13 protein-coding genes and 1 pseudogene are annotated in these 16,192 nt (G+C 48.3%); 5 read left to right on the top strand and 9 right to left on the bottom strand.

Annotated features, from left to right (window positions below; genetic code table 11):
- Positions 1-327 precede the first annotated feature (327 nt).
- From LTAR_RS08550 to LTAR_RS08525, 5 genes and pseudogenes are all read right to left on the bottom strand, one after another.
- Positions 328-1,932 (bottom strand): annotated as a pseudogene (locus tag LTAR_RS08550) (amidohydrolase).
- A gap of 351 nt (positions 1,933-2,283) precedes the next feature.
- Positions 2,284-2,412: a PhlB family protein gene (locus LTAR_RS17510; protein WP_269079266.1), complete on the bottom strand. Its 129-nt coding sequence runs from the start codon at positions 2,410-2,412 to the stop codon at positions 2,284-2,286.
- Positions 2,413-2,671: 259 nt separating this feature from the next.
- Positions 2,672-5,965: an Ig-like domain-containing protein gene (locus LTAR_RS08540; protein ID WP_062421779.1), complete on the bottom strand. Its 3,294-nt coding sequence runs from the start codon at positions 5,963-5,965 to the stop codon at positions 2,672-2,674.
- Between the two features lie 670 nt (positions 5,966-6,635).
- Entirely contained in the window at positions 6,636-7,382 is a 747-nt protein-coding gene (locus LTAR_RS08530) for an SAM-dependent methyltransferase (RefSeq protein ID WP_062421777.1), read from the bottom strand.
- Positions 7,383-7,633: 251 nt separating this feature from the next.
- Complete coding sequence (locus tag LTAR_RS08525) at positions 7,634-8,032, bottom strand: Zn-ribbon domain-containing OB-fold protein (protein WP_062421776.1); 399 nt, start codon at positions 8,030-8,032, stop codon at positions 7,634-7,636.
- A 115-nt stretch (positions 8,033-8,147) separates the two neighbouring features.
- Between LTAR_RS08525 and LTAR_RS17020 the strand changes: the two genes are divergently transcribed.
- Complete coding sequence (locus LTAR_RS17020) at positions 8,148-8,366, top strand: hypothetical protein (protein WP_139044467.1); 219 nt, start codon at positions 8,148-8,150, stop codon at positions 8,364-8,366.
- On the opposite strand, the gene LTAR_RS08520 is transcribed toward LTAR_RS17020, so the two are convergent.
- The 3 genes from LTAR_RS08520 to LTAR_RS08510 form a co-directional block, all read right to left on the bottom strand.
- Positions 8,328-9,488, bottom strand: coding sequence for a thiolase C-terminal domain-containing protein (locus LTAR_RS08520; protein WP_062421775.1), 1,161 nt, complete (start codon positions 9,486-9,488; stop codon positions 8,328-8,330). The genes LTAR_RS17020 and LTAR_RS08520 overlap by 39 nt on opposite strands.
- Before the next feature lie 11 nt (positions 9,489-9,499).
- Positions 9,500-10,579 (bottom strand): hydroxymethylglutaryl-CoA synthase, encoded by a 1,080-nt coding sequence (locus tag LTAR_RS08515; RefSeq protein ID WP_062421774.1) that lies wholly within the window; start codon positions 10,577-10,579, stop codon positions 9,500-9,502.
- An 87-nt stretch (positions 10,580-10,666) separates the two neighbouring features.
- A complete protein-coding gene (locus tag LTAR_RS08510) occupies positions 10,667-11,950 on the bottom strand; it encodes a hydroxymethylglutaryl-CoA reductase, degradative (protein ID WP_139044485.1) in 1,284 nt (427 codons plus the stop codon).
- Between the two features lie 374 nt (positions 11,951-12,324).
- Between LTAR_RS08510 and LTAR_RS08505 the strand changes: the two genes are divergently transcribed.
- From LTAR_RS08505 to msrA, 4 genes are all read left to right on the top strand, one after another.
- Positions 12,325-12,687: a YrdB family protein gene (locus LTAR_RS08505; protein ID WP_062421773.1), complete on the top strand. Its 363-nt coding sequence runs from the start codon at positions 12,325-12,327 to the stop codon at positions 12,685-12,687.
- Between the two features lie 8 nt (positions 12,688-12,695).
- The gene (locus LTAR_RS08500; RefSeq protein ID WP_062421772.1) at positions 12,696-13,205 is read left to right on the top strand and encodes a GNAT family N-acetyltransferase; all 510 of its coding nucleotides are present in this window, start codon (positions 12,696-12,698) and stop codon (positions 13,203-13,205) included.
- Between the two features lie 183 nt (positions 13,206-13,388).
- Positions 13,389-14,054, top strand: coding sequence for a hypothetical protein (locus LTAR_RS08495; protein WP_062421771.1), 666 nt, complete (start codon positions 13,389-13,391; stop codon positions 14,052-14,054).
- 10 nt (positions 14,055-14,064) lie between these two features.
- A complete protein-coding gene (msrA, locus tag LTAR_RS08490; protein ID WP_062421770.1) occupies positions 14,065-14,604 on the top strand; it encodes a peptide-methionine (S)-S-oxide reductase MsrA in 540 nt (179 codons plus the stop codon).
- A gap of 1 nt (position 14,605) precedes the next feature.
- On the opposite strand, the gene LTAR_RS08485 is transcribed toward msrA, so the two are convergent.
- Positions 14,606-16,027 carry an NAD(P)/FAD-dependent oxidoreductase gene (locus LTAR_RS08485; protein WP_062421769.1) on the bottom strand — a complete coding sequence of 474 codons (1,422 nt, stop codon included), beginning with the start codon at positions 16,025-16,027 and terminating at the stop codon, positions 14,606-14,608.
- Positions 16,028-16,192 lie beyond the last annotated feature (165 nt).

Here is a 16,192-nt window from a genome sequence, read left to right as displayed (position 1 = left end):
AAAACATGTTCAACATAATGCTAAAGATGTTGTATCATCTAATGGAAATAAATCACAAATGGATAAGATAATAAACTCCTGTTTCAATGTCACAGCACGATCTGAGAAACATTGAGAATAACATCCCAAACCGTCTAAAATCGACTCTCGTCTATATAATCCTCATTCACAATAAAAGGTATCGGTTTTTCTTTTTAAAAACATTAAAACACCCTCTGTGATATCACTAAGGGCACAGAATATCAAACACATCTGATGTATGCATTACCAGGCAACTTAACGACCTCAAAAGCACAACAGAAGTGTTCAATTACCTGACTGATAAAACTATGGGGTTATCTTCTTTCCTCCGATCCATGTGGAAAGAACGCGCGGATTATCTTTTGATAGTTTTTCCGCGGGTATAGAATATAAATCTTTCTCATACACCACTAAATCAGCTTTATAACCAACATGGAGTTTGCCCAATTTTGTTTCGGGGGTAGTGGCAAAGCCGCCTACTGTAAAACCCTCAATCATATCCCGCATCGTTAATGGCTGATTATCAGGATTGCCGCCACCGGTAAGCGCTACTCTCATAATTTCAGTTGGCCAGCTTAGCTTTTCCAAATTGGATGCATAATCAGTCGAAAATGCAAGGGTAATACCGGCATCCTTCATCTTCGAATACGGATATGATCCTTTCGCATGATCACCGTAATAGTATTCTGTTTGCGGTCTCTGGAATTCCCAATGAAGCGACGGCTGCACGTCCGCAATCACATTGGAACCCAGTTTTTTCATCCGCAGGATTTGATCATCCGTAATCAGCCCCAGGTGATATAAGGTGTGCGTACCTTTCAAAGAACCATTTTTCTCTTTCACCGCCTCAATGGCACTGAGCACAGCATCGATTCCTTTATCTCCGCCAACATGATAGTGCATGTCGAGTCCAAGTTCCTCAGACTTTTCAAGAATCCTGAAAATATTGTACTTTTCGCCATAAGAGTCATCAAAGGTAATCGCATTTAGCCCATGATCTCCGAGTGTGTTCTCCCAGCTAGTCCAGGCACCACCCTGCCCAGCTGCTCCGTCAATGAAAAGTTTTAGACCGGTAAAATGTACAAATTCGGTGTCTTTTCCCGCGTTGCGATAATCTTCCATATCATCCAGATGGAAGAATGTATAAGCATAATAGACTCTAAGAGGGAGAGAGCCTTCGCTTTCAAGTTCTCGACATAGTTCTGTCTTCATCGTCCTCCCCATCGGCCCGCCCATCAAATCGACAACAGATGTATATCCCATAGCCGCCCATTTCTTCATTAACCCCAGGGCAAACGGTTTGGCCTGGCTATTTTGCACCAGTGGAAAAATTGCAGCATTTCCAACAATCGAACCGGCTGTTTCCCTGAGCATACCCGTCGGTTTGCCGTCATGTTTTACTATCTTCCCGCCCGGTGGATCTGCCGTTGAACCGTCAAGGTTGCTGAGACGCATCGCAGCGGTGTTGACAATATAACTGTGACCTAACTGATCAGCAATCATCACAGGACAATCAGGTCCAGTAGCCGCGTCTAGATTCTCCAGGTCACTGAGACCCCAGTCTGTATCATAATTTTAGAGTACAAATCCATGTGCCATCACGGGAGTACCTCGGGAAACTTTTTTACAACGATCTCCGACAATGGTCGCTATCTTTGTCGGATCCGTTTCCTCTCCTGTTGGAACAAGGATACTTCCCGCAACAGCCATACTGATAAGATGCACATGGCTGTCTATAAAGCCGGGGTATGCTGCAGCCCCATTGAGATCAATAATTTCTGCATTTTGATATTTTTGTGGATCTACATCATATCCAACTACAATGCCATCTTTCACAAGCAAATTATTCACTTTATTGTCAGCATCTATATAGATTGTGCCATTATTGAATAGGGTCAATTTTGGTGACATACTATTGAATGAACAAACGGTGACGATCATCATCAGCGATAAGAGCAGTAAAGAGATCCGCTTTTTATTATTTAATATTTTCGCCATCTCGTACCTCTTATTGTCAGGACTAGATTCGCCTTGAGATCATGAAAAGTTTGATCCCTTACTTTTCAAATTTAGAGAAAAACGAAAAAATCCGCCCTTCTCATCGAACACTATTATCATTGCATAAAGTTTATTCATAAAAAAACAATAAAAATCGCCTTTCTATCATGAAAAACGATTTTCTATCTTTTACATACAGCACGCTGTTTATTTCATCCCAGCCATCACAGGCCTGAAGGTATACCCGTACATCAACATACCATGTTAAATGGCATCTTCGCGGATTTTTCGAGTGCCCATCTCTACAGGCAGGCCGATGCGCGGCTGTTTTTCGACCAGGTCGGTCAATTGTGCGGTGAATACAGAATTTTCTTCCAGTTTGACCAACCCCACAGCTCGGCAGTGTTCCGGTTAAAACCAGCAAGGGTATCAGGCATTATGGTGTAAGAGCACACCTCACTCCGGCCGTTGAAGTTTAAGACAGTTTCAGCTTGGCCGCCATAATATGGACAGACATTACACAGCCGAGAGATTTCTATATCACTGTGCAGACAGACTTCACCGACCGGTTCGTAACGTTGTTTCTTTCAATCGCAAACGGCGAGGTTTCTGAATAATCACATCTTTTTTCTTCTACAACCACAGAGAGTAATTATTCCACGCTGATCAATACAGCTCTGACCATGCGCCTGTAAGCATAATCTCCTGTCCCTGCATCGTATGATTCGCAGGTCAGCAGAGTCACCCAGGACAATTCCTCGTGCTTCATTGCCACATCAACATTATCAGATTCGACCAGACTATTTTCACGCACTTCAAAGGTATAGGTTTGTCCATAAGCGAATATCTTCAGAATATCACCATGGCTCAAATTTTTTATGTTGGCAAAAATGCCCGGGGTATTATCAGCATTCCACGTGTGCCCGGTAAGAACAGTGTTACCCGGCAAAGTGGGATAAGCCGAGCCGTAAAGATAACCGACGCGATTGCCCAGCCAGGATACGTCCCAGCTTTGCTCACTGCGCGGCACACCCACAATTGCCGTCTGCACACCCAGACTGGGAATGGAAAGCGTTAATCCGCTATTCGCGTAGGTCATATCCGCCGGTTGAACGGGCAGAATTGTAATTTTCTCCTGAGGAAAACCGGTTTCGGGCAAGGATCCAGCTTCCGGGTACACGGTAAAGTTAAAAACTGCGTCTTTACCCCCATTAATAGGATTACCGGCCAGGTCAACAATTGAGGTGGTTCCACAAATAAACAAACGGTACGATCCTATTGGCAATCGGTTTGACAGGTGGATGATAGAAGAGTTGGATGTATCGTTGTAATCCACACTGTTGAAGGCAAATTGTATATCGTCAGAAGCCAATCCTGCAACGCAGGATAGTGTGTCAAAGATTTGATTTGGTCCGGTTTTCACCAGCAGGTAGTTATCCGGATTGGTCACATCATCGGTATCAGTGTCACCAATGGGATTGTTCATCGGTTTATTGAAATTCACCCCAAAACTTATCGGGCTGAGGCCGCTATAATTTGCCTGAAGTTTGGGAATGGTCACTTGTGGGGATGTGGTGTCGAAGGTTACAGTATTATCCTTGCCTGTACTGGCTGAATTCTGGTTGCCCAATGCGTCCATAACCTTGTTAGCAGGGATGGACACCACAACTAATCCTTTGCCAGTCATACCAGTGATTGAAATCTCGTATGTTGTGCCATCATTGGGCGCGATTTCGCTCAACGCAGCAACCAGACTGCCTGAAACGGTACTGCCATCAAACGAAATATCCTCTTTTGTAAAACCACTGACCGGCTTGCTGAATGTGGCGTTAAACAGGATGGGACCTGTGTTTGTTGGATCAGCTTGATCCTTTGCCTGTTCCACGGATACACTCAAGAGGGTAGTGTCGACGGCATAATTATTTGAATCGGTGGTACCGATGCCGGGATTCCCGGCCAGGTCCTGCACGCCGCTGTTATCCAGGGTGATGATATTGGTTGCAGCACTCACATTCGCGGCGGGGGTGAGAGTGGCAATCCAGGTGAGACCTCCATCTGAGGATGTGGGTTCACTCAGGCTGCCGTTATCCACCGTCAGATCGGCCGTAGTCAGATCTGTAACAGCTTCAGAAAAAGTGAAAATCACCGGGCTGGTTTCGCCAACAACCAGAGAAGTATCGGCAACAACAATGGAAAGAGTATCAGGGGGAACGGCTTCCAAAAAGCTGGCAGTAACACTCAAATCGCCGCTTACATTCGTGTCCTGACGGGCAGCCGTGGTGAGGTTGTCGCTCCATTTTTCAAATTTGTAATCTTTATTGGCTACTGCCGTTACAGAGCTGCCTATTCCACCAGGACTTACAATCTGCGATGCATAGCCGTCAATGGTGCCATTGGGATCGGCGGAATACTTTACGGAAAACCGGTTGAAGTAAGGGTATGAATTACCTTCGTTGATTTTCCAGATGGAGGTAAAGTCCCAGCCGCTAAAGGTGCTGATGGATTTCATGGCGCTGGTTGTTGATGGAACGCCTTTGCCTTCATCCGTTTGTCCTGAAATAGCCGAGTCGTAGTAGGAGCCAGTTACGCTGCTTGCATTAAGACCCACCAGTCCACCATAATTAATGCCACTCTCCTGCACTCGGACGGCACCACCCATAACGGTTCCATTATTATGGTTGCTGGTACTGTCTGTTGCGACCGTTCCAGAAGGTTCATTCAATTTCCAGTAGCCCATCAAACCGGATTCGCTGCCGGTAAGCTGTTTGTTTTTATCCGCATTAATTTCTTCACTGGTACGTACTGTGTTCCAAAAACGCACATCGCTGATTTTACCTTTGAAGGGGAAAGTCATATCTGACCGAATACCAATTGTAAAATTGCTGAGATTATCTGCGTATGGATTGACACCAGGATTTTTCAGCGGTACCGGAGCGATGGTGCCAACATTATTTCCCACCTGGTAGATATTTTGTGGTTGGCCATTTATATAGACACGTGCAGTTTGGGTCGAGTAATCCCATACAGCAGCTACATGAAACCAGCCTGGCTGGATTACGTTACGTACATCCTGGTAAGCTCGTCCATCGGCGTAGAGAGTTTTTGGCCGGTAAACTGGAATAAAACGAATGCCGTTTACACCCGAACCGCCCCCCGTGTGAATTTCAAACTGCTCAAACCCTTTGCCTGTGATAAATTGGGTATCATCAGTACCTGCTTTATCCCATTGGAACCAGGCTTCTAGAGTAAAACTGTTGGTCATGTAGTAAGACTGGTGAGGAATCTCAATGTAATCATCTACACCATCAAACTGCAAATAGTTGTTTAAAACTGACATTGAAACCACAGATGCGGCGTAAGAAGTTTGCACTGTGCCGTTGTTGTAACCGACCAAACCGCCCACATTGTTTTTACCGGATACCTGAGATTGGGTAAAAGAGTTGGAAATTTGCCCGTAGTTGGATCCCACCAGACCGCCGACATTGTCATACCCGGAGATGTTGCCACTGGCCGAACTTGCACTGATCTGCCCGTAATTGGTTCCAGCCAGGATACCGGTATTAACCCCGGCGGAAAGATTGGCGTGTTCCACGACCACGTTCGTTAATTTACCAGCCGTACCGATTACTCCAAACAACCCCTGGTTATTGGTAGAGGTGTTGGTCAGGCTCAAGTTGCTAATGATCTTCCCGTTGCCATCCAATTGTCCGGTAAAACGGGAAGCGTCAGTTCCTATGGGCGTCCAATTGGGGTAACCGGTCAGATCGATATCGGCCATCAGGCGGTAATTGGCTGTCAAATTTGAACGGATGTTATTGAACTCGGCAGCCGAAGTAATGTTAACCCAGGTGTCTTCTGCGAATACCCTACCGGTAACTCCAACCGGCCAGATAAGAACAACGATCATCCATGCTGTTAATAATTGGGCGATGCGCTTATGGATCACTTTCTTGAATCTCCCTGCTGCTCATATGGCTTAATGCAAATAAAACCGTTCACCTTCATTAAGAAGGAATGGTTATCTGCCCCCATGAAACCTCCAGAAGTTCCTGCGAAGCCTTCTTGAGTTATTTGTTTTGCACATTCACCCTGTATGGAATCCATACGGGCCAGTTGACCATGGTTGATTTTTATTGTAAGCAGCAACGGTACTTCCCTCGATTTTTATTTTTGAATGAATGGTGCAAGGTTTGGCTAAAGTCATATTAAACAAAGAGAGTTATCTAATATAGAGAGTGGAGATCAAGAAAAGATAAAAACTCAAACAACCAGGTGATCTGTCAAAAACCTTGAATCAGATTTTTTAGAAGCTGGTTAGTTTGTTTCACAAAAATGATTCAAATTGGTTTTTTTCAATTGGAATAAATTTTAGAAAAACAAAATTTTATTAACCGATAACCAACTGAATTCACACAGCCAAGTATATCTGAATCGATTTCTCAAGAAAATAAATAAAACATTAAAAGTAACATATCCCTAAAAAAAATGATATTCATCATCACATTTTTTATATGGATAATCAGCCCGTAGAAATGAATTCAGACAGTATCATATTCTGACAGGTCAATAAACTTAACGCAGTACAGCTTTTGACAATTCGGAGGATCACAAATGCATTACCTCAGCATCAACGCAAACACACCCCAGCCCAGATATTCACGTGTGTATGTGGCATATCGCTCCGGTTCTGAGGTCAATTTGACTCGAACATCTTTCGCGAACTCGTCGTTGGGATTGGCTTCAAGCCATCGGCGCATGGTGAGCCATTTGGCCGCCTCATATCTGTCCCAGTCGTCCTGATTGGCCAGAACCATTTCAATAACATCACAGCCAACGCGGTTGAAAGACGCAAGAAGTTCTGGAAGCATGAGAAAGTCAGAGATCGAGTTGGCCAGGCACCCCCTGGCAACATCTTCCGTCAGTGGCAGCTGCCGCCAGTAAGGCTCCCCGATGAGGATGATCCCTCCAGTAAGCAGGCTTTGCGATAGAAGCTCAATCGTGCCGGCTACTCCCCCGGCAATCCAGGTGGCGCCGACACAGGCTGCCACATTGACCTTCTCGTCAGAGACATAGCCGGCAGCATCGCCATGTATGAATTTAACTTTATCGGTAACGCCGAGTTCTTCGGCACGGAGTTTCGCCTGTTCGGTGAACAACTGGCTTATGTCGACCCCGATGCCAATAATTCCGTGATCATGTGCCCAGGTGCACAGCATCTCTCCTGAACCGCTGCCGAGGTCTAGAACTCGAGCTCCCGATTCCAGACGCAGCGCTGCACCAAGAGTGGCAAGTTTTTCGGGTGAAAACGGGTTGTGGATGCGGTGAGCACTTTCCGTGATGTTGAAGATACGCGGTATATCCATTGTGGAAAAACTCTTTGCAGGTAAATAGATTCGAGTACGACCTAATGGATTTCTATAATTAATCAAACAGGTTGACAACACATCAAGTTATTGTCCGAGAAAAGAAAAATAGTGACGACAGATCTCCGTCATCATGCTAAATTCGGGTTTTTTGGTTCGCATAATTACTTTATTTTTCATCAATCACATTACAAACCAGAAATCAAAAGCGCCCTCCATCTCTGGAGAGCGCTTCAATAGTCTGAAAATTATTATCTTAATACCGGTCTGAACTTATACCCGTAGATCAACATACCGCGTTCGTTGGCATCTTCGCGGATTTTGCGGGTGACCATCTCGACTGGCATGCCAATGCGCGGCTGCTCTTCGCCAAGGTCAGTCAACTGTGCTGTGACCACGGGACCTTCTTCCAGTTTGACCAACGCCACAGCATAGGGAGTATTCTGGTCAAAACCGGCAGGGGCATCATGCATTACGGTGTAAGAGTACACCTCGCCACGGCCGCTGAAGTTGAACGCGGTTTTAGCTTCACCACCGCAATGCGGACATACGTCACGCGGCGGGAAGATTTTTGCGTCACAGTGCGGGCAGACTTCACCGACCAGTCCGTAACGTTGTTTTTTCAATCTCCAATGGCGAGGTATTTCCATAATCACATCTTCTTTCTTTTACAGCCAAATATGTAAGCCTAGTGTATAGGGGCAGGGCTATCAAATACTATCAAATTGCCGGGCTTCGACAGGCTCAGCCACCGGGATGGTTCCGGTGTCCGAGCCTGTCGAGGGCAAGGCTTTCGGGCTTCGACAAGCTCAGCCTCCGGTCTGGTTCAGCCACCGGGATGGTTCCACTGCCCGAGCCTGTCGAGGGCAGGGCCATCGGGCTTCGACAGGCTCAGCCATCGGACAGGCTCAGCCATCGGATTCACCACAAGCTCAGCCGTCGGGTTTAATCCAGGCGTTCCAGAATGTGAGCAGCCGCCGTTGAGGCGGGGCCGCCCAGTGACTGGATGAGCGCCCGGCGGGCATCTTTAACCTGATTTCTACCTGCCTGTCCGCGGAGTTGCTGGACGGCTTCCACAGCCTGGTACACACCCACAGCACCCAGGGGATTACCCCGGGCTTTGCAGCCGCCCATTGTCAGAATGGGCAGTTTCCCGTTGATGGAAAGCTCACCATTGACAGCCATCTTCCAGCCTTCGCCGTGCCGGGCAAGACCGGCAGCTTCCAACGATAGCAGGGCATAGATACTGAAAGCATCACACACTTCGAAAAGGTCAACATCACCCGGCATTATCCCAGCCTGACTGCACGCACGTTCCACTGACTGGCAGGCGGCATCAAACGCCAGAGGGTTGGGCCGGTCATGCAAGGCCAGCGTATCGATGACCACACTGGACCCGCTCACCCGCACTAAAGGATGGGGCAGATCTTTCGGCGCCGTATCGCGGGCGGTTAATAGAACAGCGGCGGCTCCGTCTGCGTAAGGGCCCATGTCAAACATATTGACGGGATCACTGACCATACCCGCCGAGGCATACGCTTCACGGCTGATGGCTTTACGGAAAAAGGCATTGGGATTATTTGCTCCGTTGGCGTGAGCGATCAGGGCAAACTCGCCAAAGGCCTCGCGGGGAGGATTGTATTCATAGAGGTAACGCTGCATTAACAGGGCAGCCTGTCCGGCGGAACTCAAACCCGTCATGGCTTCATAATCATAATCAGAAGATTGTGCAACAGCCGCTTCTACTTCTGAACCGACCATGTCGGTAATTTTTTCCACACCCAGCACCAGAGCACAATCAATAAATCCCGAGGCAACCGCATTGACGCCCACTCGCAAAGCGGCTCCGCCAGATGCACCGGCCGCTTCCACAGTGAAGGCTTCGATACCGGTCAGACCGGCGTTGTCCGTTAACAGAGCACCCAGATTTTCCTGGTGCGAAAGCACCGGGCTGAGGAAATTTCCAATATACATGGCCTGCGGTTTCATTCCGCCGCCATCTTTAATGGCAGCCAGCATGGCTCGTGCCGCCATCGTCCGCAGGCTGAGGTCCCAGTGTTCACCCACAGGAATCTGTCCGATCCCGGCAATGACTACGTCTCTCATTCGGTCGGCTCCTACTTCAATGCCAGATTGCCGCGAATGCGGACGTACGTACCGTAGTCAATGGGTGTACGGCGGGCAATGTAATCCTGTGTTGTGGGTGCCTTCTTTTGCCGTTCCGTGATCTTATCTGTCACCCGAATATCAAAGGCATCTGATCCGGCGCCGGAACCAAACGAGACAACCAGTATCCGGTCGCCGGGCTTGGCAATATCCAGTACCGCACTCAGACCAATCAGAGCGGCTCCGGCATATGTATTGCCGATCACCGGGGAGAGCAGTCCAGCAGTAATCTGTTCGGGCTTGAATCCCAGCAGGCTGGCTGCCCGCTGGGGAAATTTGGCATTGGGTTGGTGAAACACGGCAAAGGTGAAATCCTCCGGTGCAGCGCCAGTCAGATCGAGCATAGCGCGAGCAGCCGATGTGATGTGCGTAAAGTACGCCGGTTCACCGGTAAACCGCTGACCGTGCTCCGGATATTTCTGTTCCGCCCGCCGGAAGAAATCGGGCGTATCAGAAACATAGGAATACGCCGAATCGACCACCGCCAGGGCTTCTTCCGCCGGACCGAGGATATACGCGGCTCCTCCGGCGGCCGCCGTATATTCCAGGGCATCACCCGGCCGTCCCTGTGCTGTATCCATGCCGATGGCCAGGGCATAGTTGGCCATCTTCGAGCCCACCAGACCCATGGCAGCGGTAAAGGCTTCGGTTCCAGCCTTGCAGGCAAATTCCCAATCGGCCGCTGAAACAGCCGGTGTGGCACCGATGGCTTCGGCTACGATGGTGCCGGTCGGTTTGACGGCATACGGGTGTGATTCGGACCCCACCCACACAGCGCGCAATTCAAACGGGTCAATCCCGGCTCGCGCCAGGGCGTTTCGGGCAGCTTCAATAGACATGGTGATTACATCTTCATCCAGCCCGGGTACAGATTTTTCTTTTACGGGTGATCCGCCCGTACCGCCCGTCCAGATGCGGGCCACTTCCGCTCCCGGCAGGCGGTAACGCGGCACATAGGCGCCGTATCCGATGATGCCCACCGGTCGGTTGGGTTTCAGTAATCCATTTTTATGCACATGTTCTTCGGTCATTAGGTCTCCGATGTTTTTGACTACAAATTCGTCTCCACCGTGAGTGGAACGAAACAACTTTTTCAGGGATTTATGGCTGTTGAGCAGCTACCTGCCTGTTATTTCCTTTAATATTTCCTGCGCACGATCAATGCGGATGGTTTTTTCCTGAACCATGCGGTCTGCCACCCGGTCGATCATGGCACCCTCCGCTCCGGCAGCCGCCGCCACCTGACGGGCATGCAGGGTCATGTGTCCGCGCTGGATACCTTCTGTCGCCAGGGCGCGCAGAGCTGCCATATTCTGTGCCAGACCCACCGAAACAATAATCTCCGCCAGTTCACGGGCGGTTTGAACACCCAGCAGTTTGACCGCCGCTTTCGCGCCGGGGTGAACCCGGGTTGCCCCGCCCACAATCCCTACAGCCATCGGCATTTCAAGTGAACCCACCAGGGAACCGTCCTTATCCTGTCCCCAGGTAGACAGGCTGGTATAGCGACCGCTGCGGGCGGCAAAAGCATGCGCCCCGGCCTCCACGGCGCGCCAGTCATTGCCGGTGGCAATGACCACGGCATCCACACCGTTCATGATGCCCTTGTTATGGGTTGCTGCACGATATGGATCCACTGCCGCAAATGCCCAGGCTTCGATAATTCCGTCACGCACCTGTTCGCCGCTGTATCCGTCGAATGCCAGTTCGCTTACGGGGATGGTCACTCTGGCACGGGCAAGGCGCCGGTCAGCCAGGTTTGACAGAATGCGCAGGTGCACGCGTCCGCCGGTCAGGGCTTCCACCCTGGGAGCCAGCCGTTCACAGGCAGTGTTGACGGCATTCGCCCCCATGGCGTCACGGACATCCAGAATGATGTGCAGCACCATAAAAGGACCAATGGGACTATCTTCCACAATCCTGATTTCCATCTCGCGGGGGCCGCCGCCCAGTTCCTGCAAGACCGGGTCAATTCGGGCAGCCTCATCCAGCAATTCAGCACCGTGGTCAAGCAGCAATTTACGGGCTTTTTCCAGGTCAGGCAAACCAAGAATTTGCATCTGCCCGATCATGCAAGGTTCATCAGCCGAGGCGAAGAACCCGCCGCCCGCCCTCGCCAGCCGCGCCATAAAAGATGCCCCGGCCACCACAGAAGGCTCTTCGACCACCATGGGGACCCAGACCTTGCGGCCGTTCACTACAAAATTCTGGGCAATGCCCATCGGCAGGCTGTAAATACCGATGGCATTTTCCACCATTTTATCGGCGGAAGCCGGTGCCAGTCCGGCCAGACCGCACAGGGCGTCCATCTCGGCATCTGTCAATCCGGTTTGTTTTTGCAGGTAACTACCGCGCTCCTGCAGAGTCAATTCATAAAACCTGAGTTTATCCAGACTTTCCATTTTATGAGTGTTCACAAGCATACCTGCCTGAATCATTCAAAATCTATCAACTTTTATTGTACCGAAGCCGATGAAGATTTGATAATGGATGTTTGCCAGGATTCCACAAAGCAATCCCCCCTCCCTAACGAAAATTAATAAATTGTTGTCTCCTCACATTAATAATATTAAATCTACGTCAGAAAACCCTTTCAGGATAATACTCCAAATACCCCAGGGGGTTCCAGCCATAGATGATTATTTCCCGGCAGGTTTCATACCATAAATCATCCTCTTTTCAAATCGGCTTCAGTTTCGGCAACATGTTGTGTACAACGATCTTGTTTTTCCATGACCGTCAGCCTACCATCTATCTATAAGGAAGGGATGGGTTTATGGTTCCGTTGAAAATGATTAATCTTGCCGTGGCATTCGTCCTGGAGCTGTGCCTGCTGGTGATTTTCGGTTTCTGGGGTGTCTCGGTCTCTGGCTCTTTTTTTCAAAAAATCATCCTGGGAGCAGGATTGCCAATCTTGCTGGCTCTAATCTGGGGAAAGTATCTCGCGCCGGCATCAAAATCACGGTTGAAAGAACCCCGGTTGATTTTCATAAAATTGTTCATCTTTTTTCTGGCCATTCTGGCCTTATTTTCCCTGCATCAGTGGATTACGGCAATCATTTTTGGAATCACCTCCATGGTGAATATCATTTTGTTGTATATATATAAATGGAATGAAAACGAGAATCTGATTCAATAGGATAATCCATGATCATTCTTGAGACGGAACGCCTGTTATTGCGCTACATGCTTCCTGATGACATTCCAACCCTGGTTGCGTTATGGACTGACAAAGATGTTACCCGATTCTTGGGCGGCCCCCGCGAACCGGAAGCCTTGAAGAAAAATCTGGCTGAAACCGCAGCAAATCCCCTGGCTGAGCCATATGACCTCAGGCCATTGGTGGAAAAATCCAGTGGCCTGGTGATCGGGCATTGTGGTGTTCTCGGCAAAGAGATTGACGGATTAACCGAGTATGAATTGATCTATGTTTTAGCAAAAAAATTCTGGGGGAAAGGGTATGCCACAGAAATTGGACGTGCATTAAGTTCGTATGCTTACTATGTTAGAAACATCAACCGGCTGGTTGCTCAGGTTAACCCGGAAAATGTTGCCTCTGAACATGTGGCAATTAAGGTAGGAATGCATCTTGAAAAGGAAGTGGTTCAACCTGGAGGGGAAAAACGCCGGGTGTATGCCATGTTCCTTCCCAATTAACTAATCATCCTTCCATCCTTCTCTCGATAAATCTTTATCCATATCTAACCAGCATATTGAAAATAATGGTATGTACAAGGATGCTGTAAATATATTACGAGTAATATTATCCTATATATACATAATTAAAAATAAATTGGACTTTCGAGTTACGTTTGGTCTAACGTAAAGTGGGAGGTACACATGAAATTAATGAGGGTTTCTGCTATTGCAGGATGGGTTTATGTTCTTTTCTGGATAACTGGTTTGATTTTAGAGCCAGGTGCACCAAAAATAACATCATCTTCGATGGAATTGGGGATGTACTATTCGACTCACAGTCTGATCCACAGTGTTCAGGCTTTTCTCATTGATGGTGCAGCCGGGATAGCCCTTCTCGTTTTCATTTCCGGTTTAGTAGTTTTTCTCTTCAAAAGTCAAAAGGATAAACTGGTTCCAATTCTGGTCACATTTGGTCTCGGTATCGCGGCCTCAGGCATTTCTCTGGTACAGGCTGGTTTTCAACAGGTCTTATCGGGTAATTTGAGCCATTCAAATGAGATCCCATACAGATTGATCCTGACCATAATAAACGATCTTGATACTTTCAAGTTGCTGGCGCTGGCAGGTGTGGTTCTTACGTCATCCATATTGATAAATCAAGCTCGCAATATTCCCCAATGGAGCGGTTGGCTGGGATTTGTTTTATCCTTGCTGTTATTCTTCGGCGGACTGAGTTATATCGTGGATCAACAGCTTCTGCAGGTCTTGCTTTACCTTTCATTGCCGACACTGCTTATCTGGGTGGCCCTGATCAGTACCTTTCTTTTCCGTTGGAAACCAGACGTTTCTGAAATTATTCGTGAGTAGGAGCAGATAAATGAGCCAAACGCAAACGGCCACCCTGGCCGGTGGATGTTTCTGGTGTTTAGAAGCCGTTTTCGATAACCTTCAGGGTGTAACCGATGTTGTCTCTGGTTACACCGGCGGTTCAACCGTCAACCCTACCTATCAGCAGGTATGCACCGGAACAACCGGCCATGCTGAAGCCGTGCAGATAACATTTGAACCAGCGGTCATTTCATTCCGCGACCTGCTGGAAATATTTTTCTCGATACATGACCCCACGACCCTGAATCGGCAGGGAGCCGATATTGGGACACAATACCGATCCGCCATTTTTTATCATACTGATGAACAAAAAAAGACGGCTGAAGATGTCATCCGCGAATTAACAGAAGAAAAAATCTGGGACAATCCGATCGTCACCGAAATCAACAAATACGTCACATTCTATCCGGCGGAAGATTACCATCAGGAATATTTTGCTCATAACCCCGGGCAGGGGTACTGCCAGATGGTTGTAGCGCCCAAAGTGGCAAAATTTCGGAAGAAATTTGCCGATCGTCTGAAAAGCTGACTTACCAGGTGCCTGTCAGGATCCTTCCCATACAAACACCGTTCATACTGGCCTGCATAAGGCCGCGTGTCAGACCGGCACCGTCACCCAACACATACAGGTTATGAATGTTGGTCTGGAAATGCTTATCCACCACAATCCGGTTTGAATAAAACTTGACTTCCACTCCATAAATCAGGGTATTATCACCCGACAGGCCGGGCATGATCTTATCCAATCCCTCTATGGTCTCAATGATATCCACCATGATACGGTATGGCAGCACCAGGCTTAAATCTCCGGGTACGGCATCTTTCAAGGTCGGCCGAATGATGTTCTTTGCCAGGCGTTCCACAGTAGTCCGGCGGCCGCGTTTAAGATCGCCGTATCGCTGCACCATCACCTTGTTACCTGAAAGCATATTCCCCATTTCGGCAATATAACGCCCGTATTCAATGGGCGTTTTAAACGGCTGAGTAAAGTTCTTGGAGACCAGCAGGGCAAAATTGGTATTGCCCGTTTTATAGGCTTCATCTTTGTAACTATGCCCGTTGACGGTTGCCAGCGTCTCGCCATACTTTTCTTCCGCCACCTCACCGCGTGGATTCCAGCAAAAGGTACGCACTCTGTCTTCAAAAGTTGGGGTGTAATACACCAGTTTGGCTTCATACAGAGTATTGTCAATCCTCTCCGTGATGGCAGCATCCGTTTCGATGCGGCAGCCGATATCCACCGGGCCAACTTTTGAATGAATACCATATTCCCGGCAAATGCCATTCAACCATTCGCTGCCTTCGCGGCCAATACCCACCACCACATGATCTGCCGTGTATTGGCGATCATCAAAAGTGATCACTCCCCTTACCCATTTTTCACCGTCGGGCTTTTCATCGATGATGAAATCTTTCACCGGGGAATCGAACAGCATTTCGATATTGCGTTTTTCCAGTTCCTTCTGGATGCGCGAGTAAATTTCATATGCTTTCTCCGTCCCCATATGGCGTACACCGGAATCGATTAATTTCATGTGCGCCTGGGCAGCATTCCGATGTATGGCATCCACCATTGGTGATTTTTCCACACCGTAAACAGTCGGATCTGCCCCAAAACCTACATACAGGGCATCCGTGTAGTGCAGCACTTTCCGGAATTTCTCAAGTCCAATATATTGAACCAGATCTCCGCCAATTTCGCCGTCTTCATTGATGGATAGTTTGCCATCACTGAAACTACCCCCGCCGGAAAAACCTGTGGTGATATTACAGGGATTGCAGTTGGCACAAATGCCTGTCTTGCGTTTGGGGCATTTGCGTTTTTCGATGGAATGGCCTTTTTCAATTAAGAGGATTTTCAACGAGGGATTGTGTTCACGAATCTCATAAGCGGTAAAGATTCCGCTGGGTCCTGCACCGACAATAATCACATCATACGAGGTATCTGTCATATCAACCTGCCTGCAGAGTTCATCATCCGGGTTCGCATTGTATCATTACCATCTTAGGCTCAGATGTGCCATTTTGCCAGTGGTTTATCAGACTCCTATTCCTGAAAGTTTCCTTCCTTCACCTCTTGTGAGATGAAAGGTTTCCACTGCCAGAAGAATAATGAT

The organism is Leptolinea tardivitalis (genome assembly GCF_001050275.1).
Taxonomy (GTDB): Bacteria; Chloroflexota; Anaerolineae; order Anaerolineales; family Anaerolineaceae; genus Leptolinea; species Leptolinea tardivitalis.
Note: the sequence above shows the minus strand (reverse complement) of the source record. Positions and strands in the feature narration are given on the sequence as shown.